Origin of the sequence: Gallaecimonas sp. GXIMD4217 (genome assembly GCF_038087665.1) — a bacterium.
Lineage (GTDB): Bacteria > Pseudomonadota > Gammaproteobacteria > Enterobacterales > Gallaecimonadaceae > Gallaecimonas.
In genome coordinates, this window is the sequence record NZ_CP149925.1 from 2,585,456 (window position 1) to 2,610,311 (window position 24,856).

At 66.9% G+C, this 24,856-nt stretch carries 24 protein-coding genes; 11 read left to right on the forward strand and 13 right to left on the reverse strand.

Going from position 1 to position 24,856, the window contains the following annotated elements:
- Position 1: 1 nt before the first annotated feature.
- From WDB71_RS12605 to fusA, 3 genes are all read right to left on the reverse strand, one after another.
- Positions 2 to 1,390: a diguanylate cyclase gene (locus tag WDB71_RS12605; protein ID WP_341501939.1), complete on the reverse strand. Its 1,389-nt coding sequence runs from the start codon at positions 1,388 to 1,390 to the stop codon at positions 2 to 4.
- 14 nt (positions 1,391 to 1,404) lie between these two features.
- On the reverse strand, positions 1,405 to 2,568 hold the full coding sequence (locus tag WDB71_RS12610; RefSeq protein ID WP_341501940.1) for an acyl-CoA dehydrogenase family protein: 1,164 nt from the start codon (positions 2,566 to 2,568) through the stop codon (positions 1,405 to 1,407).
- A gap of 174 nt (positions 2,569 to 2,742) precedes the next feature.
- A complete protein-coding gene (gene fusA, locus WDB71_RS12615) occupies positions 2,743 to 4,839 on the reverse strand; it encodes an elongation factor G (protein ID WP_341501941.1) in 2,097 nt (698 codons plus the stop codon).
- A 117-nt stretch (positions 4,840 to 4,956) separates the two neighbouring features.
- Here fusA and WDB71_RS12620 point away from each other — a divergent pair, with 117 nt between their 5' ends.
- The 5 genes from WDB71_RS12620 (at position 4,957) to WDB71_RS12640 (ending at position 8,139) form a co-directional block, all read left to right on the forward strand.
- Positions 4,957 to 6,015, forward strand: a complete 1,059-nt coding sequence (locus WDB71_RS12620) for a PLP-dependent cysteine synthase family protein (protein WP_341501942.1) — start codon at positions 4,957 to 4,959, stop codon at positions 6,013 to 6,015.
- Positions 6,016 to 6,090: 75 nt separating this feature from the next.
- Positions 6,091 to 6,540, forward strand: coding sequence for a MarR family transcriptional regulator (locus WDB71_RS12625; protein WP_341501943.1), 450 nt, complete (start codon positions 6,091 to 6,093; stop codon positions 6,538 to 6,540).
- Between the two features lie 91 nt (positions 6,541 to 6,631).
- Positions 6,632 to 7,051 carry an organic hydroperoxide resistance protein gene (locus WDB71_RS12630; protein ID WP_341501944.1) on the forward strand — a complete coding sequence of 140 codons (420 nt, stop codon included), beginning with the start codon at positions 6,632 to 6,634 and terminating at the stop codon, positions 7,049 to 7,051.
- Between the two features lie 70 nt (positions 7,052 to 7,121).
- Entirely contained in the window at positions 7,122 to 7,634 is a 513-nt protein-coding gene (locus tag WDB71_RS12635) for a Crp/Fnr family transcriptional regulator (RefSeq protein WP_341501945.1), read from the forward strand.
- Positions 7,635 to 7,689: 55 nt separating this feature from the next.
- Positions 7,690 to 8,139, forward strand: coding sequence for a GNAT family N-acetyltransferase (locus WDB71_RS12640; RefSeq protein ID WP_341501946.1), 450 nt, complete (start codon positions 7,690 to 7,692; stop codon positions 8,137 to 8,139).
- On the opposite strand, the gene WDB71_RS12645 is transcribed toward WDB71_RS12640, so the two are convergent.
- The gene (locus tag WDB71_RS12645) at positions 8,136 to 9,974 is read right to left on the reverse strand and encodes a S8 family serine peptidase (protein ID WP_341501947.1); all 1,839 of its coding nucleotides are present in this window, start codon (positions 9,972 to 9,974) and stop codon (positions 8,136 to 8,138) included. The genes WDB71_RS12640 and WDB71_RS12645 overlap by 4 nt on opposite strands.
- Positions 9,975 to 10,216: 242 nt before the next feature.
- Here WDB71_RS12645 and WDB71_RS12650 point away from each other — a divergent pair, with 242 nt between their 5' ends.
- A complete protein-coding gene (locus tag WDB71_RS12650; RefSeq protein ID WP_341501948.1) occupies positions 10,217 to 10,768 on the forward strand; it encodes a hypothetical protein in 552 nt (183 codons plus the stop codon).
- An 83-nt stretch (positions 10,769 to 10,851) separates the two neighbouring features.
- Entirely contained in the window at positions 10,852 to 12,171 is a 1,320-nt protein-coding gene (locus WDB71_RS12655; protein ID WP_341501949.1) for a diguanylate cyclase, read from the forward strand.
- A gap of 1 nt (position 12,172) precedes the next feature.
- Here the strand turns inward: WDB71_RS12655 and WDB71_RS12660 are convergent, their stop codons facing one another.
- The 9 genes from WDB71_RS12660 to WDB71_RS12700 all read right to left on the reverse strand — a co-directional run bounded on the left by WDB71_RS12660 (position 12,173) and on the right by WDB71_RS12700 (position 20,509).
- Complete coding sequence (locus tag WDB71_RS12660) at positions 12,173 to 12,496, reverse strand: YdbL family protein (RefSeq protein ID WP_341501950.1); 324 nt, start codon at positions 12,494 to 12,496, stop codon at positions 12,173 to 12,175.
- Between the two features lie 10 nt (positions 12,497 to 12,506).
- The gene (locus tag WDB71_RS12665; RefSeq protein WP_341501951.1) at positions 12,507 to 12,692 is read right to left on the reverse strand and encodes a YnbE family lipoprotein; all 186 of its coding nucleotides are present in this window, start codon (positions 12,690 to 12,692) and stop codon (positions 12,507 to 12,509) included.
- The gene (locus WDB71_RS12670; protein WP_341501952.1) at positions 12,689 to 15,238 is read right to left on the reverse strand and encodes a YdbH domain-containing protein; all 2,550 of its coding nucleotides are present in this window, start codon (positions 15,236 to 15,238) and stop codon (positions 12,689 to 12,691) included. Before WDB71_RS12670 ends, WDB71_RS12665 begins: the two co-directional genes overlap by 4 nt.
- Positions 15,239 to 15,353: 115 nt before the next feature.
- Positions 15,354 to 16,307, reverse strand: coding sequence for a DUF2268 domain-containing putative Zn-dependent protease (locus WDB71_RS12675; protein WP_341501953.1), 954 nt, complete (start codon positions 16,305 to 16,307; stop codon positions 15,354 to 15,356).
- Positions 16,308 to 16,387: 80 nt separating this feature from the next.
- Positions 16,388 to 17,566 carry an organoarsenical effux MFS transporter ArsJ gene (gene arsJ, locus WDB71_RS12680; RefSeq protein ID WP_341501954.1) on the reverse strand — a complete coding sequence of 393 codons (1,179 nt, stop codon included), beginning with the start codon at positions 17,564 to 17,566 and terminating at the stop codon, positions 16,388 to 16,390.
- Positions 17,563 to 18,564 (reverse strand): ArsJ-associated glyceraldehyde-3-phosphate dehydrogenase, encoded by a 1,002-nt coding sequence (locus WDB71_RS12685; protein ID WP_341501955.1) that lies wholly within the window; start codon positions 18,562 to 18,564, stop codon positions 17,563 to 17,565. Before WDB71_RS12685 ends, arsJ begins: the two co-directional genes overlap by 4 nt.
- A 9-nt stretch (positions 18,565 to 18,573) precedes the next feature.
- Positions 18,574 to 18,891, reverse strand: coding sequence for a metalloregulator ArsR/SmtB family transcription factor (locus tag WDB71_RS12690; RefSeq protein WP_341501956.1), 318 nt, complete (start codon positions 18,889 to 18,891; stop codon positions 18,574 to 18,576).
- A gap of 57 nt (positions 18,892 to 18,948) precedes the next feature.
- Positions 18,949 to 19,929 (reverse strand): glutathione S-transferase family protein, encoded by a 981-nt coding sequence (locus tag WDB71_RS12695; RefSeq protein WP_341501957.1) that lies wholly within the window; start codon positions 19,927 to 19,929, stop codon positions 18,949 to 18,951.
- Between the two features lie 85 nt (positions 19,930 to 20,014).
- Complete coding sequence (locus tag WDB71_RS12700; RefSeq protein WP_341501958.1) at positions 20,015 to 20,509, reverse strand: MarR family transcriptional regulator; 495 nt, start codon at positions 20,507 to 20,509, stop codon at positions 20,015 to 20,017.
- Positions 20,510 to 20,609: 100 nt separating this feature from the next.
- Between WDB71_RS12700 and WDB71_RS12705 the strand changes: the two genes are divergently transcribed.
- The 4 genes from WDB71_RS12705 to WDB71_RS12720 are packed head-to-tail and all read left to right on the forward strand — an operon-like array spanning position 20,610 to position 24,733.
- Positions 20,610 to 21,467, forward strand: coding sequence for an EamA family transporter (locus WDB71_RS12705; RefSeq protein WP_341501959.1), 858 nt, complete (start codon positions 20,610 to 20,612; stop codon positions 21,465 to 21,467).
- 58 nt (positions 21,468 to 21,525) lie between these two features.
- On the forward strand, positions 21,526 to 23,739 hold the full coding sequence (locus WDB71_RS12710; RefSeq protein WP_341501960.1) for a heavy metal translocating P-type ATPase: 2,214 nt from the start codon (positions 21,526 to 21,528) through the stop codon (positions 23,737 to 23,739).
- Positions 23,736 to 24,389, forward strand: coding sequence for a class I SAM-dependent methyltransferase (locus WDB71_RS12715; RefSeq protein WP_341501961.1), 654 nt, complete (start codon positions 23,736 to 23,738; stop codon positions 24,387 to 24,389). The genes WDB71_RS12710 and WDB71_RS12715 overlap by 4 nt, the downstream gene beginning before the upstream one ends.
- Complete coding sequence (locus tag WDB71_RS12720) at positions 24,386 to 24,733, forward strand: cupredoxin domain-containing protein (RefSeq protein WP_341501962.1); 348 nt, start codon at positions 24,386 to 24,388, stop codon at positions 24,731 to 24,733. Before WDB71_RS12715 ends, WDB71_RS12720 begins: the two co-directional genes overlap by 4 nt.
- Positions 24,734 to 24,856: the final 123 nt, after the last annotated feature.

Sequence of the window (24,856 nt, forward strand, 5' to 3'; positions counted from 1 at the left end):
GTCACGGCTCCGGCTCGATCCTGTTGCGGCCCTTTTCCTTGGCACGGTAGAGCTGCCGGTCGGCGGCCGCGATCAGGCTGGCAGCCTCGTCGTCCTGGCCGGGGACCAGGGTCGCCACCCCGGCGCTGATGGTGACGATACGGCTCGCCCCCTCGCCCCGGTGGGGCCAGGCCTGCTCGGCCACGGCCTGGCAGCACCTTTGCGCCAGGGCGGCCGCCTGCGGTGCGCCCGTGTCGCTGAGCAGCAGGGCGAATTCCTCGCCGCCGTAGCGACAGACCAAGTCCGTCTCCCGCCTGGCCACCTGGCCCAGCACCGTGGCGGCCATCTTCAGGCATTCGTCTCCCTGCAGATGGCCGTAGCGGTCGTTGTACTCCTTGAAATGGTCCAGGTCGACCAGGATCAGCGACAGCGGCTCGCGGCTGCGCCTGGCCCTGGCCCAGGCCTTGTCCAGGGCCAGATCGAAGCTCCGCCTGTTGGCGATGCCGGTGAGGCCGTCCAGGTAGGAGAGCCGCTCCAGCTCCTGGCGCAGCCGCGCCAGCTCGTCCTCGGTCTTCCTGCGTTCGGTGACGTCACGAATGACGGCGGAAAAGCCGATCACCCCATCCGGATCCCCTTCGATGACCGACAGGGTCAGGTCCATGAACAGACGCTGGCCGTCGGCGCGCAGGCATTCGATGGTCTGGGAACGGTAGCTGAGGCCATTGGCCATCAGCTCGGTCATCAACCGCACCAGCTTTTCCGCCCAATGGCCGTCGCTGATGTCGCTGATGCGCCGGCCCACGGCCTGGTCGCTGGCAATGTCGAACATGGCCTCGGCCGCCCTGTTCCAGCGCACGATCAGGCCGTCTCTGGTGGTGGCGATGATGGCATCGTGGGCATGGTCGAGGATGTTCTCCAGGAACTGGACCGACACCATGTAACGGTGCAGGAGGCGCACGTCCGTGCTGGCGGACATGGCCAGGCGATGGTTGATGCCGCTGAGGGTGGTACGGTGCTGCCGCCCCTTTCTGACCGACCTGATGTAGCCCCTGAGGCCGTCCAGGCCGTTTCCCAGCTCGAACACCCGCCAGCGACCGCCCAGGCCGTTGACGGGGGAGTTCAGCTGCTCGACCAGCGCCTCGGCCCGGTCGTCCACCAGGAAGGCAAAGTGCCATTCACCAGCCAGTTTGTCCGCCAGCCGTCTGGCCAGGGGCAGGGGCGAGCAGAGTCCTGGCCCCAGCAGGATCAGGACCGGCTGGTCGCCGCCGCGTTCGAGCACCAGGCGCACATCCTGCCACTGGCCGCTGCAACTGCTCAGCTGCAGATCCAGCGCCGCTATCTGGCTCTGCAGCTGCGCCCTGGTCCTGGCCAGGCTTTGGGGGGCATCGACCAGCAGCACATGGGGCGACATGGCAGGCTCCGGCCCTACAGCAGTGGCTGGCCAAGGAGCAGGCGGCCGGCCCAGGTCTTGAGGATGTCGGTGGTGGGGGCCATCACATGGCTGGCCCTGGCATCACGGAGGATCCGCGCCAACTCACTGTTGTCGCGATAAGCGGCGCCGCCACAGCAGGTCATGGCCTCGTTGGCGACCCTGACCACGGTGTCGGCGGCATCGGCCTTGGCCAGCATGATCTCGGCGGTGGCGCCGGGATCGCCGATATCACCCAGGTAGGCGGCCCGGTACAGCAGGCCCCTGGCCTTGGTCACCGCCAGGCTCATCTCGGCGACCCTGTGCTGCAGCACCGACACATCCGCCAGGCTTTCCCCGGAATGCTGGTAGTGGCGGTTCTGCAGGTGGCAGAGGGTGAGATCCAGGGCCGACTGGGCCAGGCCCACATAGCTGCCGGCCATGGCAATCAGGAAATAGGGCGCCACCACCTCGAACACGTACCAGATCTGGTCCCCTTCCCGGCCCAGCAGGTTCGCCGACGGTACCCGGATATCCTCCATGGCCATGGCCCTGGAGGAGTTGCCCCTCATGCCGAAGCCCCGCCAGGGATCGCGCCAGCGGATGCCCTGGGTGTCGGCATCGACCACCAGGCAACTGAAATCCCCCGGCTCCGCCTCCGCCATGCTGGCCTGGGTGGAGATCACATAGGAATCGGCATGGCCGCCATTGGTGACGAACTGCTTGGTGCCGCTCACCCTGAACCTGTCGCCGTCGCGGGCCAGCCCGGTCCGGGGCAGGTAGAAATGGGCGCCCGTGCCCGACTCCGACAAGGCCAGGGTGGTGATATGGCGGTTCTCGGCGATGGGCCTGAGGTAGTGTTCTTCATGGTGGGGGGTGGCCTTGGCGGCAATGACGGCACTGCCCACGCAGTGCATGGCATAGCACAGGGCGGTGGAGGCGCAGCCCCTGGCCAGGGTTTCCCCCAGCACAGCCAGGGCCAGCAGGCCCTGTTCGTGACCGCCCAGGCGCTTGGGTACGTGCAGCCCCATGAGATCCGCGTCCGCCAGCACCTGCATGGACCGTGCCGGCCAGCTCGCCTCCCGGTCGACATGGGCACTCTGTGGCCCTATCACCGCCTGGGTCACTTCGGCCGCCGTGGCACGCAGCCTGAGTATCGAGGGGGAAAGCAGATCGTTCATGCTTGACTCTCATGATTCCTTGTCAAAGCCCCGGCCATCCCTGGTTGCATCTTTCCGCCCTTGCTGGTCGGGGCCTTCCCTGCCCCCTACACCAATGTAAGCACAAAGAAACACTTTTGGCAGGCGCTCGGGCCCTCTTGCCGGCGCGCCAAGGCAGGCGTTCAATGCCCAAGGTCAGGAGCGCCCCTGCAGCTGCGCCAGCACCTCCTGGGGGGCCGGGGCATAGTGCTTGAATTCCATGGTGAAGGTGGCGCGCCCCTGGGTCAGGGAGCGCAGCGCCGTGGAATAGCCGAACATCTCCGCCAGCGGCACCAGGGCGTGCAGCTGCTTGCTGCCGCCGGGGATGTCGTCCATGCCCTGCATGGCGCCGCGCCGGGCGGTGAGATCGCCCATGACGTTGCCCATGAACTCCTCCGGGGTTTCCACCTCCACCGTCATCATGGGCTCCAGCAGCTGCGGCCCGGCCTGCTTCATGGCCTCCTTGAAGGCCATGGCGGCGGCGCTGCGAAAGGCGTTCTCGTTGGAGTCCACGTCATGGGAGGAGCCGTCGGTCAGGGCCACTTGCACGTCCACCACCGGGTAGCCCGCCAGCACCCCGGTCGCCAGGGATTCCTGGATGCCCTTGTCCACCGCCGGGATGAATTCCCTGGGCACCACCCCGCCCTTGACCTCGTCCAGGAAGGCGTAGCCGCCGCCCTCCTCCAGGGGCTCCAGGCGCAGCACCACATGGCCGTACTGGCCGCGACCGCCGGTCTGTTTGATGAACTTGCCCTCCACGCCGGAAACGGCCTGTCGCACCGTTTCCCGGTAGGCCACCTGGGGCTTGCCGACCCTGGCCTCGACCCCGAATTCCCGCTTCAGGCGGTCCACTATGATGTCCAGGTGCAGCTCACCCATGCCGGAGATGATGGTCTGGCCCGACTCCTCGTCGGAACGGACCCTGAAGGAGGGATCCTCCTGGGCCAGGCGGCCCAGGCCCTGGCCCAGCTTCTCCTGGTCGGCCTTGGTCTTGGGCTCTATGGCCTGGGAGATCACCGGCTCGGGGAAGCTCATCTTCTCGAGGATGATGGGGTGGTTGAGATCGCAGAGGGTGTCGCCGGTGGTGACCCCCTTGAGGCCAACGGCGGCGGCGATATCGCCGGCATGCACCTCCTTGAGTTCCTTGCGGTCGTTGGCGTGCATCTGCAGGATGCGCCCCAGCCGCTCCTTCTGGCCCTTGGTGGGGTTGTAGACGGCATCCCCCGTCCTTACCACCCCGGAGTAGACCCGGAAGAAGGTCAGGTGACCGACGAAGGGATCGGTCATGATCTTGAAGGCCAGGGCCGAGAAGGGCTCGTCGACGCTGGGGTGGCGCTCTATCTCGTGGTCCTTCTCGTCGTGGCCCCTGATGGCGGGCACATCCACCGGCGAAGGCAGGTAGTCCAGCACGGCATCCAGCAGCGCCTGCACGCCCCGGTTCTTGTAGGCGCTGCCGGCCAGCATGGGCACTATCTCGTTGCGCAGCGTCCTGGCCCTGAGGCCGGCCTTGATCTCGGCCTCGCTCAACTGCTCGCCGCCCAGGTACTTGTCCAGCAGCTCGTTGGAGCCCTCGGCGGCCGCCTCCACCATGTGCTCGCGCCATTCATTGGCCAGGGACAGCAGCGCCTCCGGGATGTCATGCTCGCTGAAGGTCACCCCCAGGCTGGCGTCGTCCCAGAGGATGGCGCGCATCTTCACCAGATCCACCACGCCGTGGAAGTCGTCTTCGGCCCCCAGGGGGATCTGCACCGGCACCGCCAGGCCCTTGAGGCGCTCGCGGATCTGCCGCTCCACCCGCAGGAAGTCGGCGCCGATCCTGTCCATCTTGTTGACGAAGGCGATGCGCGGCACCTGGTACTTGTTGGCCTGGCGCCACACCGTTTCGGACTGGGGCTGCACGGCGCCGACGGCGTCATAGACCATGACGGCGCCGTCCAGCACCCGCATGGAGCGCTCCACCTCTATGGTGAAGTCCACGTGGCCCGGGGTGTCGATGATGTTGATGCGGTGCTCGTCGAGATTGCCGGCCATGCCCTTCCAGGCGGTGCTGGTGGCCGCCGAGGTGATGGTGATGCCCCGCTCCTGCTCCTGATCCATCCAGTCCATGATGGCCGTGCCCTCGTGGACCTCCCCTATCTTGTGGCTGACCCCGGTATAGAAGAGGATGCGCTCGGTGATGGTGGTCTTGCCGGCGTCGATATGGGCGCTGATGCCGATGTTGCGGTAACGCTCCAGGGGGATCTGACTGGTCATGGCGGCTCTCCTGCTGACTCCTTTTTCAGCGTAGAAGCTTTCCCGGCGGACGAGGCCCTTCCTGATCCGGTCGTAACAGCCTAGAGTATCGGTAACTTTTGCCAGCCGAGACCGACCATGCCACGCCCCTGGGTCAATGACGCCATCCACAAGATCGAAGCCGACTTCCAGCGCAGCGCCGACACCCACCTGCTGAAACTGGCGATCCCGGCCTTCCCCGGCATCCAGCTGTACCTGAAGGACGAGTCAAGCCACCCCACCGGCAGCCTCAAGCACCGCCTGGCCCGCTCCCTGTTCCTGTACGGGCTCTGCAACGGCTGGATCACCGAAGGCAAGACCATCATAGAGGCGTCCAGCGGCTCCACGGCGGTATCCGAGGCCTACTTCGCCCGGCTGCTGGGGCTGCCCTTCATTGCCGTCATTCCCAGGGGCACCTCCAGGGAGAAGATCGCCAAGATCGAGTTCTACGGCGGCCGCTGCCACCTGGTGGACTGCCCGGCCCAGATCGACGCCGAATCCCACCGCCTGGCCAGGGAAACCGGCGGCCACTTCGTGGATCAGTTCACCTTTGCCGAACGGGCCACCGACTGGCGCGGCAACAACAACATCGCCGAGACCCTGTTCGCGCAGATGGCCCACGAGCCCCACCCCGATCCCCACTGGGTGGTGATGAGCGCCGGCACCGGCGGCACCTCGGCCACCCTGGGCCGCCATATCCGCTACGCCCGGATGAGCACCCGCCTGTGCGTGGTGGATCCGGAAAACTCCGCCTTCCACGACTTCTATCACAGCCGGGATCCCGAGATCAGGACCAGGGGCTCGCGCATCGAGGGCATAGGCCGGCCCCACGTGGAGCCCAGCTTCATGCCCGACGTCATCGACGAGATGCTGAGGGTGCCGGACGACGCCAGCCTGGCCGCCATGCTGCTGCTGGAGGAGCTGCTTGGCCGCCGGGTGGGCGGCAGCTCCGGCACCAACTTCTTCGGCGCCCTGCTGAAGGTGAAGGAGATGGCCGAAGCCGGCCTGGAGGGCTCGGTGGCCACCCTGATCTGCGACCAGGGCGAGCGCTACCTCAACACCTACTACGACGTCGACTGGCGCCGGGACCAGGGCATAGAAGTGGACAACTGGCTGCCCAAGCTGCGCCGCTTCTGGCAGCAGGGCCAGGGGCTCTGAGGCACCAGGCCCGGGTTGGCGCAAGGCACCTCTGGTGCTTTAAGATGGCCGGGTAGCTACTTTCGAGAAATGCGGATGGACAAGGCCCCCTGCGAGGCACTCAGGCTGGACAATCAGCTCTGCTTCGCCCTCTATTCCACCTCCCTGGCCATGGGCAAGCTCTACAAACCGCTGCTGGCCGAGCTGGGGCTGACCTACCCCCAGTACCTGATCATGCTGGTGCTCTGGGAGCAGGACGGCCTCACCGTCACCGAACTCAGCCAAAGGCTGGGCCAGGACAAGGGCGCCCTGAGCCCGGTCATCAAGCGCCTGGAGGCCCAGGGTCTGCTCGGCCGCAGGCGCAGCCCTGAGGACGAGCGCCGGCAGCTGCTGTGCCTGACCGACGGCGGCCTGGCTCTGAGGAGCAAGGCCGAGGCCGTGCCCAGGCAGCTGCTCTGTGCCACCGGCCTGAGTCCTGACCAGGCAAGGGCCATGAAGGCACAGCTGGAGCAGCTGCGCCAAAGCCTCCAGGACCTCATCGACTGATTCGATGGACGCCATCGAAAAACACTGTTATCGCAAAAATAGTTATTGCGATAACTTTATCCTCGTCTTCAACGAACACGAGGAAACCACCATGCAGGTACTCTACAAGGCCAGTGCCACTTCTACCGGCGGCCGCGACGGCCAGGCCATCGCCAGCGACGGCAAGCTGGACGTCCGCCTTGCCACCCCCAGGGAACTGGGCGGTGCCGGCGGTGACGGCACCAACCCCGAACAGCTGTTCGCGGCCGGTTACTCGGCCTGCTTTATCGGCGCCATGAAGTTCCTGGCCGGCCATCAGCAGCTGGCGCTGCCCAGCGATCTCAGCGTCCGCGCCGAGGTGGGCATAGGCCAGATCGAGGGCGGTTTCGGCCTGGACGTGGATCTCCATGTGACCCTGCCCGGCATGGCGCGGGAGCTGGCCGAGACCCTGGTGGCCAGGGCCCACGAGGTCTGCCCCTACTCCAACGCCACCCGCGGCAACATAGCAGTGCGCCTGCACCTGGCCGTTTAAGGCCCCGGCAGCAAAAAGCCCCCGACCGGGGGCTTTTTCATATTCCAACAATTACCGCTACCATAGGGCCATGGCGACCCCCTTCGATGACCCCGGCAGCCACTGCCGCACACTGCTCCTGACCCCGGGCCAGCACCTGTGGTCTCCCGGCGACAGGCCGAAATTTCTTGCCCATGTCGACCAGGGCCTGCTCAAGGCGGTAGTCACCTGTGACGGCGGCCGTGAGTACATCAAGGAATTCTACTGGCAGGGGGACTGCTTCCTCGATGTGCTGGGCTACCTGGCCAACGAGCAGGCCGACCATGCCGTGGTCGCGGTGGAGCCCTGCCGACTGCGCACCCTCCCCCTGCCGGCCCCGGACAGCCACGGCCCCTGGCTGGACGCCCTGTTTCGCCGTCAATTGCTGTTCAAGGAGCGCAAGGAACGGCTGCTGTTGACCCTGTCGCCACAACAACGCTACCGCCATTTCTGCCAGGAATTCCCCGAGCTGCAGCAGCGCCTGCCCGACTACCTGATCGCCGCTTACCTGGGCATCACCGCCATCAGCCTCAGCCGCATCAAGGGCCGACTTAACAAGGGATAATGAGTTGGCTTGCAAGTGGCGCTATGCTCGGCGAAAAATCACCGGAGATGCCCAGATGCAGTGGTCACTGAAATCCTTCGATGAGCTCAATGCCAGCGAGCTGTATGACTTACTGGCCCTCAGAAACCAGGTGTTCGTGGTGGAGCAGCAGTGCCCTTACCAGGACCTGGACGGCCTGGACAAGGAGGCCTGGCACCTGCTGGCTTGGCAGGATGAGCGGCTGGTGGCCTATTTGCGTCTGATAGCCCCGGATCGGCTCATGCCCGCCATGGTGGCCATTGGCCGTGTGGTCACCGCCCAAGACCAGAGGGGGACCGGCCTGGGCCACCAGCTGATGGCCCGTTGTCTTAAGGCCTGCCAGAGCTTGTGGCCAGGTGCCGGCCTCTACATGAGCGCCCAGGTCCATCTGCAGGCCTTTTATGGCCGTCATGGTTTCCAGGCCAGGGGGGAAGCCTACCTGGAAGACGACATCCCCCATATCGCCATGGAACGCTCGGCTTCCTAGCGTGCCGGCTTGCCGCCCTTGCCGCCACCGCCCTTGCCACCCCCTTTGCCGCCACCGCTGACCGTCACCTCGGCCCAGGGCGTGCAGGCGGAGCTGCCGGCGTCGTTGACGGCGCGCACGCAGTAGCGGAAGGTACCGTTGCCGCTGGCATCCACATGGCTGCTGGTGTCGGCGGCCAGGCTCGTCACGCCGTCGGCCTTCCAGCCCAGGCTGCCCTTGACCTTCTTCCAGGCTTCGCGCACCAGCTCGAAGCCGGTCTCGTTATCGCTGTTGTCCACCCAGGCCAGCGCCGCGCTGCCGTCGCCATTGTCGCTGGCACCAAGCCCGGTAGGTGCGCTTGGCGGGCCGGCCGGCGGCGCTGCCTGGCCCAGGGCGCCGGCCAGGTTGAGGCGGCCGTGCTGGGACCAGGCCGAATAGTTCTGGCCCAGGGCCCCGAACGCATCGGCGCCCTGCTCCAGGGCGTCGCGGATGGCCTGGTTGCAGGGGGTGCCGGCACTGTCCTGGCAGGTCGCCACATTGCCCAGCTGATCGCCGAAGCGGTGGGCCCAGACCAGGGCCGCGGCCCCGGCCACATGGGGGCTGGCCATGGAGGTGCCGGAATACCAGTCCAGGCAGACATCCGAAGCGGGATCGAAGGGCTCGCCGGTGATCTCCGAATAGAAGACGCACAGCTCGTTGGGCACGGTGGAGAGGATGTTCTCGCCGGGCGCCATCAACGACACCCAGTCGCCGAAGCTGGAGAAGGAGGCGCGGTCGTCGTTGCGTTCTGTGGCGCCGGTGGCGATGACCTTGTCATGGGCCGCGGGGTAAACCAAATCGCTGGTGGCGGCATTGCCGGCGGCGGCCACCAACACCAGGCCCCTGTCCCAGGCGTAGTCGAGGGCCGCGGTTTCGGTATTGGGTTGCGGCGGTGGTGAGTTGGCGGGATTGCCCTGCTCATCCACCTGGTCGCTGGCGTAACTCATGTTGATGACGTGGTAGCCGTGGTCGGCGGCATGGATGATGGCCGCCGCCGACGAGGACACCGGGCAGACGCCGAGGTAGACGTAGATCCCCAGGGGCGGCGCCAGATCGTAGAGGTATTCGAAACAGGCCTTGAGATTGCCGACCCGGCTCTGCCAGCCCACCCCGGCCACGCCGATGTCGTTGTCGGTCCTGGCGGCGGCGATGCCGGCCACATGGCTGCCGTGGGCGACCACGTCGTCCGTGGTCGCCGTATAGTCGCCGACGAAGTTCATCTGTTCGACACACTTGGCCCCGTCGCCAGGCACGGCGGCGAACTCCAGGGTGGTGCAGTCGATGCCGGTGTCCAGTATGGCTATCTTGACGGCGCTGCTGCCGGTGCTGATGTCCCAGCCCTCTGGGGCGTCGATGTCGGCATTCGGGGTGCCCACCAGGGTTGTGGCGCCGGTCTCGGGGTCGGCCAGCAGCTGGCCGTTGTTGTTCAGGCCCCACTGCTGCTCGAAGTAGTCCAGGCCCAGGCCGCCCGGGGGATCCTGGCCCTCGTCGGGCAGGCCCATCACCCGGTAATAGTCCGGCTCGGCATAGCGTACATTGGGGTTTTGCCGGTAGCGTTCGACCCTTTCCAGCACGGCACCGGCCGGCACCTGCACCAGCTGCACCTCGATGCCGGGAATGGTCCTCAGCAGATGGCCACCGGCACGGCGATGGGCAGCGGCCATGTCGGCGGCCGGGGTACCGGGCTCGAAGCGCACCAGCAGCCGATCCGGCGCAAAGGCCGGCGGCGGCTGGTCATGGACAGGCAGTTCGGGCCTGGCGCCCTGGACGGTGAAGGAAAGCAGGATCCACAGGGATCCAAGGAGCAGGGACCGCATCTTGACCTCCCGGGCGGTCGTCCGTTCGGCAGCGACCGGCCCTCAATCAGCAAGTGCCTCCCTGCAACGGCGGTCGTCCACCTCCTGGACGACCGGACAGCCCGCCGGGGCTGGCCCCTGGCGCACCCTTAAACATAGTCGCTGCGCGCCTGGCGGTGGGACGCCGTTGGCGGCACTGTGATCGCCTTATCAAGGCGCGGGCCTGACCTATAGTTGGAACAAGCAAAGCCGGGAGCCCTGCCATGAAACACCTGCTCATTCCGTCACTGCTGCTGGCCGGCTGCACCTCCCTTGGCAACACGGTGTCGGAGCAGCGCACTGCCGTGCTGGCCATGCGCGACGACACCCTGAACAGGCTCTACGAGGCCAGGCCCAGGGCCAGGGAGCAGATCCGCAGCGCCTACGGTTACGGGGTCTTCGACAGCGCCAACCAGAACCTGATCCTGCTCAGCACCAGCGGCGGTTACGGCGTGCTCAGCGACCGCAGCGGCCGCCATACCTACATGAGGATGATCGGCCTGGGGGTCGGCTTCGGGCTGGGCATCAAGGACTACCGGGAGGTGCTGATCTTCAAGGACAGGAACAGCTTCGAGCGCTTCAGGGATTTTGGCTGGGATGCCTCGGCCCAGGCCGAGGCCACCGCCAAGGCCGGGGACCAGGGCGGCGAGGCCACGGCTAACCAGTCGGTGGATCTGGATGTGATCAGCTACCAGCTCACCGAATCCGGGGTGGCGCTGCAGGCCACCATAGGCGGCGCCAAGTACTGGCAGTGGGGCGCCCTCAACGGCCGCTGAGGGGGCAAAAGCACCCAGATCTTGTATGGAGATTGACCACTGATGTCGGTAAAATGACCAGACAATGATAACTGGTTCCGCCGATGTACCCTGCCCGCACCAAGCTCTCCCTGACCTCGAACCTTGCCCTGTTGGGCCTGCTTGGCCTGCTGATGCTGCTGGTGGAATACGTCTGCGCCCTCAATGAAGCCGCCGCCCGGGAACAGCAGCGTACCCGGGTGCTGGCCCAGGTCACCGCCCTCAGGGCCACCCTGGAGGCCAAGGCCAATGCCAGCATCTACCTGGTCAGGGGCCTGGCGGCCTTCCTGCATACCCATCCGGATCCCTCCCCAGACGAGGTCGATGCCCTCCTCGCGGCCCTGCACCGGGACGGGCGCTTCGTCCGCAATATCGTGCTAGCCCCCGAGCTGGTCATGAGTGCCGTCTATCCCAGGGCCGGCAACGAGGCCGTGCTGGGGGTGGCCTATCGTTCCCTGCCCGGCCAATGGCCCTATGTCGAGAAGGCGGTGACCCTGAGGGAAACGGTGCTGGACGGCCCTGTCGATCTGATCCAGGGTGGCCGGGGCATCATCAACAGGACCCCGGTGTTCAGGGCCGACGGCAGCCTCTGGGGACTGATCAGCATGGTGATGGACATCGATACCCTGCTGCAGACGGCCGACTTCGACCAGGCCGCCCGGGAGCTGGCCCTGTACCTGCACAACCCCAACAAGGAGGGCGGTCACATCAAGGGCGATCGCCGCCTGCTCGACGGTGACCATATCAGCGTCCCCCTTTACCTGCACAACGAGCGCTGGGAGCTGGCCGCCCGGCCGCAAGGCGGCTGGCTGGCCCAGCCCTTCTTCAACGCCACCCGCCTGACCGGCTGGATCCTGGCGCTGCTGTTCGGCACCCTGGTTTACGTGGTGCTGCGTGAACACAGGCTCAGCCAGTACCTGGCCCACCACGATGCCCTGACCCGGCTGCCCAACAGGCGCTATTTCATGGCCAAGCTGGACGAATGCCTCGCCCAGTACCGGCACAAGGGCAGCCACTTCACCCTCTGCTACCTGGATCTCAATGGCTTCAAGCCCCTCAACGACCGCCTTGGTCACGAGGCCGGCGACGCGGTACTGAAGGAAGTCGCGGCCAGGTTGATCTCGGCCGCCCGGGACGGCGACTTCGTGGCCCGGATCGGTGGCGATGAATTCGTGCTGTTGTTACCCGGCCTTGGCGACGGGCCGGAAGAGGAAGCCATGGCTGGCCGGCTGACGGCCGCCGTCGAGGCGCCCCTGCATTTCCAGGGGCAAGCACTCAGGATCGGGGTTTCCCTTGGCATGGCCAGGCCGGCACCGACCACGGTCAATGGTGACGAGCTTATCCGCCACGCCGACACGGCCATGTACCGGCACAAGGCCGGCTGAATTATTTCTTGACCCAGCGACCAGACTTGTCGCGGATGAACTGCCCCCTGGGGGCACGGGCGATGGCCTTTTGGCCGGCCAGCTTGGCCACCTGCTCCAGCGACACGCCGTTCTTCCTGGCGATCTCGATATAGGCCTGGCGGCGCTTGGCGTTGATGTCCTGGACCAGGGCCACCACCTGGGGGCTGGACTGGACTATGCCCAGGTAGCCGTCCGGCTGTTCTCCTACCAGGCCCTGGCTCTTGGCCTCGCCCAGCCCCAGCGCGAAGGCCTGGGCGCAGATCAGCAATGGCAGCAGCGCCAGCATTTTTGACCAGTGTTTCATCATCGTCTCCTTAAAACAGCTCGCTTTCCTCTTCGAAAAGCGTCTCCAGATCCTTTTCGACCTTGACCCGGATCTCGTGTTCGATCTTCACGTTCAGGTTGATGGTGATGGGTTCCTTGGGCGCTTCCAGAGCCACCCTGGGTGAACAGCCCATCAAGACCACCAGGCCTGCCAGCACTACTATCAGCTTGTTCATGGCTTGTCCCGTGCTTGTTTCACTCTCTGCTCCAGCTCCGCTGCCAGATCCTCGCCGATGCGCAGACTGCGCAGCAGCTGGCGCAGATTTTCTTCATGCCTGTAGTTAAGTATCACAGGCAGGTTGTTCTTGTCCGGGTTTTGACCCCTTACGTTCACCTTCAGCGTGGCCTGGCCGTCGTCCGCCATGTCCAGGCGGGCTTCCAGGGTGTCGATGTCCAGCCGGCCCAGGGAGTCGAAGGCGACCTGGGCCCCCACGTTGCTGGCACTGAGGCTGGCCATGGCCTCGCTGTCCTTGAGGGCCATGCGTACCGGCGTGCTGTTGACCAGGTGGCCGTCCACCACCGCCAGGCTGTCCCTGCCCAAGAGGACCGGCAAGGTGCCGTCGAGCTTGCCGTCCAGGCTCAGCACCGGCTCGGACTGCAGCGCCACTATGTCGGCCAGGGCCAGCCCGGTGAAGCGCACCTCCTGCACCTGGGCCGCGGGCCAGTCCAATCGCGGTGCGCTGAAGCGGCCCGACAGCAGGCTGCCGTCCAGCTCCGTCAGGCTCAGGGCGTCGTTTTCATACCGGACTGCGGCCCGGATCCCGCCGAGGGGAATGCCCGGATCCAGCGAGTCCAGGCTGACCGGCCCCCGGCTGTGGAGCCGTTCGCCCCGGGGGCCGGCGCTGAAATCGAAGCGGCCGTCCAGGCCCCTGAACTGGCTGGCGGCAACAAAACCCTCGACCCGCTCCAGGACCAGCTCCCCCGCCAGGGACCAGTCCTCGGCCGACCAGTGGTAACGGCCGCTGCTGCCAAGGCTGCCACCGCCCACCACCACCGGCAGGCCCTGGCTGATGGCCGGCACCAGCTCGGTCTTGATCTCATAGTCGCCATCGATGCGGCCCTGCCGCCATTGGCCCTGGCCGGTCAACGCCGTGGCCCAGTCCGGCACCTGCAGCCGCCAGGCGAAGTCGGTCCCGTCCAGGGTCAGCTCAGAGCGGTAACGGGGCAGGCGCCACTGGGGCAGCACCAGGCCCCGGCCTTCCAGCAGCACCTGGCCGTGCAGGCCTTGGCGGTCCAGTGTCAGCGGCGCCTCCAGCCGGGCCTGGACCCGCTCCACCAGCAGCTGCTCCTTGAGGCCCCGGTTCAGCGTCAGCCGGCTGCCGGCCGCCAGCGCCAGCACCTCATCCCGCCATTGCCAGTCGCCCTGGAAGCTGGCTTCGCCGCCCCGGTCCAGCAGCGGCCCCGTGCTCAATGCCAGCTGGCCCTGGGCCGCGCCCTCCTGCCACAGGCCACGGGCATGCCCCCTCAGGGGCCAGTGTCGGTAGCGGCCCGCCAGTTCGAAGCCCAGCTCGGGGGCATCCGGGTTGATGTCCTGCTCTTGGCCGTCCAGCTCCAGCTCCAGCTCCGGCCCTATCAATTTGGCCTGCCAGGGCCGCAGCAGGTAGTGCTGGGGCGCCAGGCGGATGGGCAGCCTGGCCTCCAGGCTGACGCCCTGCTGCTGTCCCGACAGGGCCAGCACGCCGTCCAGCTGCCATTGCCGCGCCTGCCAGCTGAGCAGGCCCTGCTCCAGGTGCCCGCCGAACTGGTCGGCCGCTATGGTCAGCGGCAGCGGCACCTGGCCGCTGGCATCCAGCGGCAATGACACGGCATGGACCAGATGCGCCCGGAACTGCTCATAAGCCAGGGCCAGCTCCTCCAGCAGCAGCTCCCTGCCCTGCCACTGAAAGCGGCCCTGGCCGCTGAGCTCGCCTTCCAACGTCAATTGGCCGCTGCCGCTTCGGGCCGCCGGCTCCTGGCTGCGCAGGCTCAGCCTGGCCTGGCTCCAGGGCGAGGCGATCAGCGCCTCGGCCTGCAGCTCCTGCAGCGCCTGGCCCTGGCCCCTGGCATGGGCCAGGGGGCCAGCCTGGAGGATCAGCTGCTGGCCCAGGGGCCAGGGTTGGGGCAGGGAAAGCTGTGCCTGCCAGGCGCCGTTTTCGGCCTTCAGGCCCAGCTTGAAGGGGCCCTGCAGTTCAGCACTGCCGAAGGCCTGGCTCTTCACCGTCAGCTGCCCCTGCCAGGTGCCACCCAGCCGCCACAGGCCGCTGCCTTCCAGCGCCAGGGCGCCCTGCAACCTGGGCTCGAAGCGGCCCGGGGTCAGGCTGCCGTCCAGCAGCCACTGGCCGTCCCGGCTATGCCACTGGCCGTTGAGGCTGTCCCCTTCCTGGCGCAGGCTGAAATCGAAGCGGCCCAGCTCCTGGCTCAGGGCCAGCGCCAGGGGCGGCTGCTGGCCGTAATGCAGTTGCCTGACCTGCAGCCGGAAGGCGGGCAGCGCCGGGATCGACAGCGGCTCGCCCGGCTCGCTATCACAGAGGGGAATATGGATCTGATCGGCAAAAAGCAACAGCGGGGACCCGCTCTCCAGGCGGAGCGCCGTGGCGGTAATGGGGTCGCAGCCGGGCCTTTCCAGGCGCAGGCGCTCGGCACTGAGGGGCCAGAGGGTGATGCCATTGAAATAGAGGCCCTGGCGTCCCAGCCAGTGGAAGAGACCGGCCATGACCAACAACAGCAGGATCAGCAAGGTCAACAGCGCACGCCACACCCATTTCAAAGCCCAGGCCCTCCTTCATGCCACAAGCCTAATAGCATGAAGGAGTTGGCCTTTGGCGCCAAGAGCAAGGCGGTCATTTTTTCGCTGCTTGTCAGCGGCTGACCACCAGCCACCTGGCCTGCTTGGCCAGGGCGAACAGGCTCTGCTCCACCAGCGGCCGGTACTGTTCGGGCTTCATGGCCATCAGTTCATCCAGGCTGAACGCCTTGCCCAGGTGGCTGACGACGCGGTAGCCCAGGTAGTAGCCGGCCCTTGGCAGATCGCCCTGATCCAGCAGGAAGTAGCGTTCGTAGTCGGCGCTCTGGTCGCTGCCCAGGTAGGCATAGAGGTTGGCTGCCAGCTGCGCCAGCTGCAGCTCGGCCTTCCTGCTCAGCCCCAGGGGCTGCTCCAGCATCAGGCTGGCCAGGGAGGCACCGGGGTTGAGGCGCTGGGCCACATAGGTGGCCAGGCCCTCCTCCCACAGCGCCGTCAGCAGCGGCGTCGGGCTCTCGGCCAGGGGCAGTGCCAGCCCCTGTTGCAGCCGGTACAGGTGCACCAGCTCGTGGTGCAGGAAGGGGCGCTGATCCAGCCAGTCGTGGCTTTCGGCCACCATGTCCACTCCCAGCACCAGGCTGGGCTCGCCGCCCAGCAGCAGCACCTGGCCGTTGGCGCCGGTCAGGGAATGGACCAGCCACACCGGGATGCAGGGCTGGAAGTCGGCAAAGGCGTTGGCGAATTCGCTGATGGCCAGGGGCAGCGTCCCCTTGAGCTGCCGATAGGCCAGCTCGAAGGCCGCCTGGCGCTCGGCAAAGGACTCCAGGGTCAGGCGCAGGGTGCGGCCGGGATTGGTCATCTGCGCCACTCGCTCGCCGTAGTAGTCGCCGAAGGGCAGCAGCAGATCGTCGCGCATGGCCAGCATGCGCTCGAAGGGCATGGAATCCTGGTGGCGTTGCCAGACATCGAGGAAGCGGCCGGCGGCGTCGTGGTATTGGGGCTCGGCGGCCGCTTGCGGGGTGCCCAGGGCCAGACAGGCCCCCAGCAGGCAGGAAAAGAAAGGCGATTTCATGACAAGACTCCAACCAGGGCCCTTTATCTCACTATGGTGAGCGGGCCAGGTTTTTGCCGTGAAAATCGCCTATCTGTGGCTCAGATCGCCTGCTCCGGCTCGCTCAGTGGCCGCACCAGTAGCGCCGCCAGCAGCAGGAAGGCGCTGGACACCCAGAGACAGAGCGCCAGCCCCTGCCACTGGAACAGCCAGCCGGACAACAGGGTGCCCACCAGCCGGCCCATGGCGTTGGCCATGTAGTAGAAGCCCACGTCCAGGGACACCCCGTCGGCGTTGGCGTGGCGGACGATCAGGAAGCTGTGCAGGGAGGAATTGACCGCGAACAGGGCACCGAACAGCAGCAGTCCCCCTACCAGCCAGGGCGCCTGCGTCAGGGGCCCCAGGGCCAGCACGGCCGGCACCAGCGCCAGGCCCAGGGCCCAGAAGGCGGCGCCCTTGCCGTCGCTGCGCCTGGTCAGCCTGGGCGCCTGGGACTGGATCAGGCCGTAGCCGATGATCCAGCTGGCCATGAAGGTGCCCACCTGCCAGAAATCCCAGCCCAGCTGGCTGCTCATGAACACCGGCAGGGCCACCACGAACCAGACGTCCCGGGCCCCGAACAGGAACAACCGCGCCGCCGACAGCCAGTTGATGGCGGCGCTCTTGGACAGCAGCTCGCGGAATTTGGGCTTGCTCCTGGCCTTGCCCAGCTCGGCCTTGAGCAGCACCAGGCTGGCCAGCCACACCAGCGCCAGGGCCGCGGCCATGGCGGCGATGGCGCCCTGGAAGCCGAGGGTACCGAGCAGCAGCGCCCCCAGGAAGAAGCCGGCCCCCTTGAGGGCGTTCTTGGAGCCGGTCAGCACCGCCACCCAGCGGTAGAGCTGGCCCTCGGCCCCCTTGGGCACCAGGGTCTTGACCGCCGACTTGGCGCTCATCTTGTTGAGATCCTTGGCGATGCCACTGAGGGCCTGGGCGGCCATCACCCAGGGCACCGTCAGCCAGGATACCGGCGCCAGCAGCATGCCCAGGGCCAGTACCTGCAGGCCAAGGCCCAGGTTCATGGTCCTGTTCAGGCCGATGCGGGCCCCCAGCCAGCCACCCAGCAGGTTGGTGATCACCCCGAACAGCTCGTAGAAGAGGAACAGCGAGGCGATGGCCAGGGGGCTGTAGCCCAGCTGGTGGAAGTGCAGCACCACCAGCATGCGCAGGGCGCCATCGGTGAGGGTGAAGGCCCAGTAATTGCCGGTGACGATGGCGTACTGGCGCAGGGCCTGATTCATGCGGTGGCCACCTTCAGGGCCAGCTCGGCGGTGCGGTTGGCATAGCCCCATTCGTTGTCGTACCAGCAGTACAGTTTGAGCTGGCTGCCGTTGACCACCATGGTGGAAAGGGCGTCGATGATGGTGGAACGGGGATCGGTGCGGTAGTCGATGCTCACCAGGGGGCGCTCTTCGTAACCGAGGATGCCGGCCAGGGGGCCTTCGCTGGCCAGGGCAAAGGCCCGGTTGACCTCTTCGGCGGTGACCGGTCGCTCCAGCTCGAAGACGCAGTCGGTCAGGGAGGCGTTGGCCAGGGGCACCCGCACCGCGTGGCCGTTGAGGCGACCCTTGAGCTCGGGGAAGATCTCGGTGATGGCGGTGGCCGAGCCGGTGGTGGTGGGGATCAGGCTCATGCCGCAGGCCCGGGCCCGGCGCAGATCCTTGTGGGGCGCATCCAGTATGGTCTGGGTATTGGTGAGATCGTGGATGGTGGTCATGGAGCCGTGGCGGATGCCGAAGTTCTCCAGCAGCACCTTGACCACGGGCGCCAGGCAGTTGGTGGTGCAGCTGGCGGCGGTGACGATGTGGTGCTGGCCGGCCTCATAGAGATGGTCGTTGACGCCCATCACCACATTGAGCACGCCCGGCTCTTTCACCGGCGCCGTCACCACCACCTTCTTGACGCCCTGGGCCAGGTAGGCCTCGAGCAGCGCCTTCTTGCGCATCTTGCCGCTGGCCTCGATGACCAGATCGCAGCCGGACCAGTCGGTGTCGGCGATGGCGGCGTTTTGGCTGACCCTGATGGTCCTGGCACCGACCACCATGTCGTCGCCCCGCCACTGGGCCTCGTGCTGCCAGCGGCCATGCACCGAGTCGAAGTTCATCAGGTGGGCCAGGGTCTCGGCGCTGCCGGCCGGATCGTTGATCTGCACGAACTCCAGCTCGGGCCAGTCCCAGGCCGCCCTCATGATCAGCCGGCCCATGCGGCCGAATCCGTTGATACCGACTTTGATGGTCATCTTGTTCTCCTAATCGCAGCAACTGGTGGTGTTTTCAATGTCCTGGGGCCAGGCGGCCGCCACCTGGGGCAGGGTCGCATCCAGCACCCGGGCGGCCCAGGGGGGAAGCTCATCGGCCAGGCGGTAATGCACCCACTGGCCGCAGCGTTTATCGGTGACCAGGCCCAGCTGGCGCAGCTGGGCCAGGTGCCGGGAGATCTTGGGCTGGCTGAGGTCCAGGGCGGCCACCAGATCGCAGACGCAGATCTCGTCCAGCTCGCGGATCAGCCGCAGCAGCCGCAACCGGGTGTCGTCGCTCAGGGCCTTGAAGAAATGTGCGGGTTCCATGGCAAAATCCCTCCAGGTGATGAAGGGATTTTATATACGGATATCCGCATAAGCAAATTAACCAGCGGTCAGCCTGTGGTGGGGGCCGTCCAGATCCAGCCTTGGCCCCCCCGGCACTATGCCGGTGGGGTTGATGGCCCTGTGGCTCTGGTAGTAATGGCGCTTGATGTGCTCGAAATCCACGGTGTCACTGATGCCGGGCATCTGGTAGAGCTCCTTCACGAAGCCCCAGAGGTGTCGGTATTCGCACAGGCGCTGGCGGTTGCACTTGAAATGGCCGTGGTAGACGGGGTCGAAGCGGATCAGGGTGGTGAACAGCCGCCAGTCCGCCTCGGTCAGCCGCTCGCCAAGCAGGTAGCGGCTGCGGGACAACCGCTCTTCCAGGCCGTCCAGGGTGGCGAACAGCCGCTCGAAGGCGGCGTCGTAGGCGCTCTGGGCGGTGGCGAAGCCGGCCCGGTAAACGCCGTTGTTGACGTGCTCGTACACCTCGGCGTTGACGGCGTCGATGTCGGCGCGCAGGGCCTGGGGATAGAAGTCCAGCTCGTTGCCGGTGAGGTGATCGAAGGCCGAGTTGAACATGCGGATGATCTCGCTGGACTCGTTGGAGACGATGCAGTGCAGCTCCCTGTCCCACAGCACCGGCACAGTCACCCGGCCGCTGTAGTCTTCCCTGTGCTTGGTGTAGAGCTCGTGGAGGAAATGGCTCTGGTAGAGGCGGTCGCCGCTGGAGCCGGCCTTGCGGTCGAAGCTCCAGCCCTGCTCGGCCATCAGGTAGCTGACCACCGACACCGACACCAGCCTGTCCAGGCCCTTGAGCTGGCGGAAAATCAGGGTGCGGTGGGCCCAGGGACAGGCCAGGGACACATAGAGGTGGTAGCGGTCCGCCTCGGCCTTGAAGCCCCCCTCCCCCGAGGGACCGGGGGAGCCGTCCGGGGTGATCCAGTTGCGCACCCGGGCCGCCTCGCGCTGGAAGTCGCCCCCCGTGCTGTCGGTGTCATACCATTCGTCGTGCCAGTGACCCTTGACCAGTAAGCCCATGCCCGTCTCCAGGAAATCTGCCCACCCATGGCACCACCAAGGGTAGTCCAACTCAAGGGCAATAAGGCGGGGCTAGCTGTCGACATCAGCGATCTTCATGGGCCGCCAGCCACTTGCCGAGCAGGGACTTGAGCTGGGCCTGCTCCGCCTCGTCCAGGGGCGCCATCATGGTCCGCTCGTTGGCCACATGGGCGGCCACGGCCCGGTCGATGAGGGCCAGGCCGTCCTCGGTGAGCTGTACCTTGAGGCTGCGCCTGTCCTCCTGGGACGGCAGCCGCCGCACCAGGCCCTTCTGCTCGAGGCGGTCGATACGGTTGGTCATGGCCCCGGACGACAGCATGGCGCTGCGGTAGAGCTCGGTGGGGGTCAGGCTGTAGGGGGCGCCGCTGCGCCTGAGGGTCGCCAGCACGTCGAAGTCGTTGCTGGCCAGGCCGAACGCCTTGAACACCTTCTCTATCATGGGCCTGGACAGGCCATGGGCCCGCTGCAACCGGCCCCAGAGCCCCATGGGCGTACAGTCCAGATCCGGCCTTTCCCGGCGCCATTGGGCAAGCACCTTTTCCACGTGATCAGTTGCCATCGATTTTTCTCATCAAGAATCTCGATTGAAAGATACTTGATCTCTTCTCTCACCTGCAACAAGATATCTTTATTCAAAGATATTTAATTGGGAGATAATCATGTCCATTGTCATCGGCCTGCTGGCCCCGGTGCTCTGGGGCAGCACCTATTCGGTGGTCGGCCTGGTGCTGTACGACCTCAGCCCCTTGTGGGTGGCGGCCATGCGCGCCCTGCCCGCCGGCCTGCTATTGCTGCTCCTGGTAAGGCGCCGACCGCCCCTGCCCTGGCCACGCTTGCTGGCGCTGAGCCTGGCCAACATCACCCTGTTCTTTGCGCTGCTGTTCCTGGCCGCCTTCCGGCTGCCCGGTGCCGTGGCCGGCACCCTGGGCGCCACCCTGCCTCTGCAGCTGATGCTGGTGGGCTGGCTGCTCTACGACAACAGGCCGCGGCTGTCCCAGCTGCTGCTGGCGTTGCTGGGCCTGGCCGGGGTGACGCTGCTGCTCAACCCCTCGGCCGGCCTGGATCCGCTCGGCATGACCGCGGGCCTGGCCGCCACGGCGCTGATCGCCCTGGCCTCCCAGTGGATGCAGCACTGGCGCACCGAGGATCTGCTGGGGCTCACCGCCTGGCAACTGGCCCTGGGCGGGATCCTGCTGGTCCCCCTGGCCTGGCTGCTGGAAGGGGCCCCGCCGCTGCCGAGCGCCCAGCAGCTGCCCGGCCTGGCCTACCTGGTGCTGGCCGGCACCGCCCTGGCCTACTGGGCCTGGCTCTGGTCCCTGCGCCACCTGGGCACAGAGCTGCTGGGCATGCTGGCCCTGGTCAATCCCGTGGTGGCGGTGGCCCTGGGGGTGCTGCTGGTGGACGAGACCCTGTCCCCCTGGCAATGGGCCGGTATCGGCCTGATCCTGGCCGCCATAGTGCTGATGAAGCTGCCGGCCCCCAGGGCCGCCACCTTGGCCCCGGCCGCAAAAGCTTGACCCTGGAGGCACTCCAACCTTTAGGCTTGGGATAGCTAAGGCCCAAAGGGATACTGCCATGACACAAAGATTCGCCCTGCTGGGGGTGAGCTGCGCCGGCTGCGTGCGCAGCATCGACCAGGCGCTGGACGCCGTGCCCGGTCTGGATTCCCACAGCATCAACTTCGCCGACCGCACCGCCCAGGTGCAGGGCGAGGCGGACGCCGATACCGTGATCCAGGCCATACGCGAAGCCGGCTACGACGCCCGGCTGCTCAGCGGCGACGACGCCGGCGAACTCAAGGCCCAGGAAGAGGCGGAGCTGGCCCACCAGAGGCGGCTGTGGCGCCAGAGCGTCCTGGGCCTTGGCCTGGGCATACCGCTGATGGCCTGGGGCCTGGCCGGCGGCGCCATGACGGTGTCCGACCTGCCCTCGCGGCTGGCCTGGGGCCTGATGGCCCTGCTTACCCTGGCGGTGCTGGTGGGCGCCGGCCGCCACTTCTTCACCGGCGCCTGGAAGGCCTTTCGCCACCACCAGGCCAACATGGACACCCTGATCGCCCTGGGCACCGGCGCCGCCTGGCTCTACTCGCTGCTGGTGGTGCTGGCCCCAGGGCTGTTCCCGGCCCAGGCCAGGCACGTCTACTTCGAGGCCAGCGCCATGATCATTGGCCTCATCAACCTGGGCCAGGCCCTGGAGGTGCGCGCCAGGGGCAAGACCTCAGCGGCCCTGAAGCGGCTGCTGAACCTCAAGGCCCAGACCGCCCTGCTCATCCGCAATGGCAAGGAGACCGAGGTGGCCGTGGCAGGGGTGCAGGCCGGCGACAGGCTCAGGCTCAAGCCCGGCGCCAGGGTGCCGGTGGACGGCCTGGTCGTGGAAGGCCAGGGCCTGGTGGACGAAAGCATGCTCACCGGCGAGCCGCTGCCCCAGGAAAAGAGCCCGGGCGCCGAACTGGCCGCCGGTACCCTGATCGACCGCGGCAGCCTGATCATGGAAGCGACCCGGGTCGGCAGCGACACCGCCCTGGCCCGGATCATCGACCAGGTCAAACAGGCCCAGGGCGCCAGGCCCGCCATAGGCCGGCTGGCCGACCGCATCAGTGGCGTCTTCGTGCCAGTGGTGCTGGTCATCGCCATCGTCTCGGCGCTGCTCTGGTACAACCTGGGGCCCGAACCCAGGCTCAGCCACATGCTGGTGGTGGCCACCAGCGTGCTGATCATCGCCTGCCCCTGCGCCCTGGGCCTGGCCACGCCCATGTCGGTGATGGTGGGGGTGGGCAAGGCCGCCGAGGCCGGGGTGCTGATCCGCAACGGCGAGGCCCTGCAGAGCCTGTCCCGCATCGATACCCTGGTGCTGGACAAGACCGGCACCATCACCCAGGGCAGGCCCCAGGTCACGAATGCCCATCTGTTTACCGACGACGACCTGCGGCCCCTGGTGCGGGCCCTGGAACAGGGCTCCGAGCACCCCCTGGCCGGCGCCCTGCTGGCCTGGGCCGGCGAGGTCCAGGCCGCCGAGCTGCAGGGCTTCGACACCCTGGCCGGCAGGGGCGTCAGCGCCCGCCACCAAGGCGGCACGCTCTGGCTGGGCAACCCGACCCTGATGCGGGAGCTGGGCATCGACCTGGCCGGCATCCAGAAACAACTGGACGAATCGATGGCCAGGGGCGCCACCCCGGTGCTGCTGGCCCGGGATAAACAATTGCTGGCCCTGTTCGAGGTGGCCGATCCCCTCAAGGACGACAGCGCCGCCGCCCTCAGGGAGCTCAAGGCCATGGGCCTGGAGCTGGTGATGCTGTCCGGCGACCAGCAGGCCAGCGCCGAGGCCGTGGCCCGTCAGGTGGGCATAGACACCGTCATCGCCCAGGTGCTGCCGGAGCAGAAGACCCAGGCTATCCAACAGCTCCAGAGCCAAGGCAGGACCGTGGCCATGGTCGGCGACGGCATCAACGACGCCCCGGCCCTGGCCGCCGCCAATGTCGGCCTGGCCATAGGCACCGGCACAGACGTGGCCATGGCCTCGGCGGATCTGACCCTGATGCGCGGCTCCCTGGCGGCGGTGGCCGACGCCATTGCCGTGTCCAGGGCCACCCTTGGTAACATCAAGCAGAACCTGGTCGGAGCCTTCCTCTACAACAGCCTCGGCATCCCGGTGGCGGCCGGTGTACTCTATCCCTTCACCGGCCTGCTGCTGAGCCCGGTGCTGGCCGGCGCCGCCATGGCGCTGTCGTCGGTGACCGTGGTCAGCAACGCCAACAGGCTCAGGCTGTTCAAGACGGGAGGCAAGCGGTGACGGATCCCAATCTGATCGATCCCCAGGTCATCGGCCGCCAGCTGCGCCGTCCCAGCGGCGCGCTGGGCCTGAAGGTGGCCGAGAAGATGAACCAGAGCAACCACGAGCTGCTGCAGCTGGCCCTGGCCGAGCTGGACCTGGACGGTGCCGGCTCCCTGCTGGAGGTGGGCCCGGGCAACGGCGCCCATGTGCCGGCGCTGCTGGCCCGCCATCCCGGGCTCCATTACCTGGGCCTGGACCATGCACCGGACATGGTGGCCGAGGCCCGGCGGTACGCCTCCAACCGGGCCAGTTTCCGGCACGGGGATCTGCTGGATTTCACCGCCGAGGTGTCCTTCGAGCGCATCCTCACCCTCAACACCGCCTACTTCTGGCAACCCCTGGCGCCGGCCCTGGCCCGCCTTCAGGCCGCCCTGGCCCCGGGTGGCCGCCTGGTGCTGGGGGTGCGCTCGCGCCGCTGCATGGAGAAGATGGCCCAGTTCCAGCAGGGCTTCACCCTCTTCGAGGGCCCAGAGCTTGAGGCCGCCCTCGAAGGCGCCGGCTTCAGCCGGGTGCGCCTGCAAAAGCGTCGGGAGGAGAGCATCACCATCCAGGGCCAGTTGATGGAGAAGGAGGCCCTGCTCCTGATCGCCCACAAGGAGGCGCCATGATCGTCAACCTGATCGGCCTGGCCCTGCTGGCCTTCGTCCTCTACTGGTTCTGGCCCAGGGCGCCGAAAGGCGCCGGCTCCACGCAGCTTGACCTCATCCGCGTCGAAGACGGTGTCTACGAGCCGGACGCCCCCACCGCCAGGGCCGGCCGGGCGCTGACATTGCGCTTTTTGCGCCTGGACGCCAGCCCCTGCGCCCAGGTCGTGGTCTTCCCGGACCTGGCCATCAGCGCCGAGCTGGCCCTGGGCAGGGAGACCCGGGTCGAGCTGCCGGCCCTGGCCCCGGGCCGCTACCCCTTCCATTGCCAGATGCAGATGTACCGGGGCGAGCTGCTGGTCCATTGAGCACGGCGGGCCAGCCGCTGTTTCGGCAGCGATACAATCTGCAAAAGCGGCCTAATAGATTGATTACATAGAAGTTTTCATGACGCCTTCCTTCACCACTGTAAAAGCGCCTTAACAGTTGCG

Excerpts from the sequence above, each read along its gene's own strand:
- WDB71_RS12605 (WP_341501939.1), bottom strand. The coding sequence starts at position 1,390 with ATGTCGCCCCATGTGCTGCTGGTCGATGCCCCCCAAAGCCTGGCCAGG.
- WDB71_RS12610 (WP_341501940.1), bottom strand. The coding sequence starts at position 2,568 with ATGAACGATCTGCTTTCCCCCTCGATACTCAGGCTGCGTGCCACGGCG.
- fusA (WP_341501941.1), bottom strand. The coding sequence starts at position 4,839 with ATGACCAGTCAGATCCCCCTGGAGCGTTACCGCAACATCGGCATCAGC.
- WDB71_RS12620 (WP_341501942.1), top strand. The coding sequence starts at position 4,957 with ATGCCACGCCCCTGGGTCAATGACGCCATCCACAAGATCGAAGCCGAC.
- WDB71_RS12625 (WP_341501943.1), top strand. The coding sequence starts at position 6,091 with ATGGACAAGGCCCCCTGCGAGGCACTCAGGCTGGACAATCAGCTCTGC.
- WDB71_RS12630 (WP_341501944.1), top strand. The coding sequence starts at position 6,632 with ATGCAGGTACTCTACAAGGCCAGTGCCACTTCTACCGGCGGCCGCGAC.
- WDB71_RS12635 (WP_341501945.1), top strand. The coding sequence starts at position 7,122 with ATGGCGACCCCCTTCGATGACCCCGGCAGCCACTGCCGCACACTGCTC.
- WDB71_RS12640 (WP_341501946.1), top strand. The coding sequence starts at position 7,690 with ATGCAGTGGTCACTGAAATCCTTCGATGAGCTCAATGCCAGCGAGCTG.
- WDB71_RS12645 (WP_341501947.1), bottom strand. The coding sequence starts at position 9,974 with ATGCGGTCCCTGCTCCTTGGATCCCTGTGGATCCTGCTTTCCTTCACC.
- WDB71_RS12650 (WP_341501948.1), top strand. The coding sequence starts at position 10,217 with ATGAAACACCTGCTCATTCCGTCACTGCTGCTGGCCGGCTGCACCTCC.
- WDB71_RS12655 (WP_341501949.1), top strand. The coding sequence starts at position 10,852 with ATGTACCCTGCCCGCACCAAGCTCTCCCTGACCTCGAACCTTGCCCTG.
- WDB71_RS12660 (WP_341501950.1), bottom strand. The coding sequence starts at position 12,496 with ATGAAACACTGGTCAAAAATGCTGGCGCTGCTGCCATTGCTGATCTGC.
- WDB71_RS12665 (WP_341501951.1), bottom strand. The coding sequence starts at position 12,692 with ATGAACAAGCTGATAGTAGTGCTGGCAGGCCTGGTGGTCTTGATGGGC.
- WDB71_RS12675 (WP_341501953.1), bottom strand. The coding sequence starts at position 16,307 with ATGAAATCGCCTTTCTTTTCCTGCCTGCTGGGGGCCTGTCTGGCCCTG.
- arsJ (WP_341501954.1), bottom strand. The coding sequence starts at position 17,566 with ATGAATCAGGCCCTGCGCCAGTACGCCATCGTCACCGGCAATTACTGG.
- WDB71_RS12685 (WP_341501955.1), bottom strand. The coding sequence starts at position 18,564 with ATGACCATCAAAGTCGGTATCAACGGATTCGGCCGCATGGGCCGGCTG.
- WDB71_RS12690 (WP_341501956.1), bottom strand. The coding sequence starts at position 18,891 with ATGGAACCCGCACATTTCTTCAAGGCCCTGAGCGACGACACCCGGTTG.
- WDB71_RS12695 (WP_341501957.1), bottom strand. The coding sequence starts at position 19,929 with ATGGGCTTACTGGTCAAGGGTCACTGGCACGACGAATGGTATGACACC.
- WDB71_RS12700 (WP_341501958.1), bottom strand. The coding sequence starts at position 20,509 with ATGGCAACTGATCACGTGGAAAAGGTGCTTGCCCAATGGCGCCGGGAA.
- WDB71_RS12705 (WP_341501959.1), top strand. The coding sequence starts at position 20,610 with ATGTCCATTGTCATCGGCCTGCTGGCCCCGGTGCTCTGGGGCAGCACC.
- WDB71_RS12710 (WP_341501960.1), top strand. The coding sequence starts at position 21,526 with ATGACACAAAGATTCGCCCTGCTGGGGGTGAGCTGCGCCGGCTGCGTG.
- WDB71_RS12720 (WP_341501962.1), top strand. The coding sequence starts at position 24,386 with ATGATCGTCAACCTGATCGGCCTGGCCCTGCTGGCCTTCGTCCTCTAC.